Origin of the sequence: Streptomyces niveiscabiei (assembly GCF_001419795.1) — a bacterium.
Classification (GTDB): domain Bacteria; phylum Actinomycetota; class Actinomycetes; order Streptomycetales; family Streptomycetaceae; genus Streptomyces; species Streptomyces niveiscabiei.
The window spans coordinates 1-1,501 of record NZ_LIRL01001392.1; the positions used below are offsets into that span (position 1 = coordinate 1).

Sequence of the window (1,501 nt, forward strand, 5' to 3'; positions counted from 1 at the left end):
GACAGACACAGACAGACCCCGACCGCATCGGCGGCCGGGGTCTGTCTGTGTCTGTCGGGGTTCTGGGAATCGGCAGTCACGAACCCGTGGGCACGGAGTCGGTCGCCTCCGTCCACAGATCCTGCTCGGCGCGATCCGCCTGGATCTGGCGGTACACGAGGAGCCCGCCGATGGCGGCCAGTGCGACCAGGAGAAGCTTCTTCACCGCGCGACCTCGTCTTTCTTGACGTAGGGGACCTCTGGCGCCCGACTATACACACCGGCCGAGACCGATCGGTGACCTCCCCGGGCGCCCAACTACCGCTCGGTACCGCCGAGTAGACGCCCCGCGCGGGCGCACGCCCCCGGTCCGATCGGAGGGTGATCACACCCCCACGGACGGTCACTTTTCGCCCCTTCCGTCCCTCATGCACCCATCCGGGTGGTGTTCATCTGAACATCGCCACGCCACGTGCGTCGGTCCGTGATTCGACGCCCGACATACACATCATGAGGAAAGTACGCAAATCCGCCCAACCCGAAAGTGAGGGGCCATGGCCCGCACGCAGGTCACGAAGTTCTGGACGACGATCGTCACCGCCCTCCTGTCCCTCTTCACGGCCCTCGGCCTCATCACGACGACGGCCGCGCCCGCGGTAGCCCACACCGAGACGACGCGCAACACGACCACGACGGCGACGACGGCCACGGCGGAACCCCCGCTCTGGGACTGGTCCCACGTCCGCTCCCTCCCCCCGACGATGAAGCAGCGCATCCGCGCCGAGGCCCACGGCAAGTCCCCGAACTGCCGCCGCCTCCCGCGCACGGACGCGGAGCCCCTCACCGAGACCGCCCCGGACTGCCCCACGGCGGACACGGAGACCCCCCTCCAGCGCTGACCCTCCCGCGCACCCTCACACAGTGACGGCGGACTTGCGTACGCCCCGCACGCCAGGCCCGGCGGCTCCCACGAGCCCCGGGCCTTCGCCGTGCCCAAGCCCCTTTCGAGTGAAAGTACTTGCCAGATAGGAAAGTACTTGCCACGCTGATTCCATGACGACGGACCTCCCCACCCCGGCGGCAGCGGAAGCCGCCCTCGCCGCCGCCCGCAGCGCGCGCACGGCGGCCGTCGACGCCCGCAGAGTCCCCGCCTGGCACCCTCCGGCGGCGGGCCTGCTCTACGCGGCGGGCTTCACGGGCCTCGCGCTCCTCACGACCCAGGACCACCCGAGCGTCGCCCTGATGCCGGCCTCCGTGGCCTGCCTCCTCGGCTTCCTCACCCTGTTCGTCGCCAACGCGCGAGCGGGCGGCGTCCTCCTGCGCCCCTCCGGGACGACGCGGGAGAGGTGGCTACGTCAATCCCCGGCCCTGTTCTCGATCACCCTGGCCATCGTGGCGGCCTTCGCCATCAACGCCCCCGCCGCCCTCGCCGTGTTCGGCATCACCCAGGGCGCCCTGACCTGGCTCCAACTGCACCGCGCGCGCACAAAGCCGAGGGACCGTGCGCGCGCGGTGCAGTTGG

General features: G+C 70.6%; 3 protein-coding genes. 2 read left to right on the forward strand and 1 reads right to left on the reverse strand.

Translation table 11 applies throughout. The features are described from left to right. Window positions 1-76: 76 nt before the first annotated feature. On the reverse strand, window positions 77-205 hold the full coding sequence (locus tag AOK24_RS52090; RefSeq protein ID WP_003999697.1) for a DLW-39 family protein: 129 nt from the start codon (window positions 203-205) through the stop codon (window positions 77-79). Window positions 206-533: 328 nt separating this feature from the next. On the opposite strand from AOK24_RS52090, the gene AOK24_RS44385 reads away from it, so the two are divergent. Both AOK24_RS44385 and AOK24_RS44390 read left to right on the forward strand, forming a co-directional pair. Next, window positions 534-878 (forward strand): DUF6344 domain-containing protein, encoded by a 345-nt coding sequence (locus AOK24_RS44385; RefSeq protein ID WP_055725470.1) that lies wholly within the window; start codon window positions 534-536, stop codon window positions 876-878. 154 nt (window positions 879-1,032) lie between these two features. Continuing rightward, window positions 1,033-1,501, forward strand: a 469-nt coding sequence (locus AOK24_RS44390) for a hypothetical protein (RefSeq protein WP_159052245.1), incomplete at its 3' end; no start/stop codon positions are given.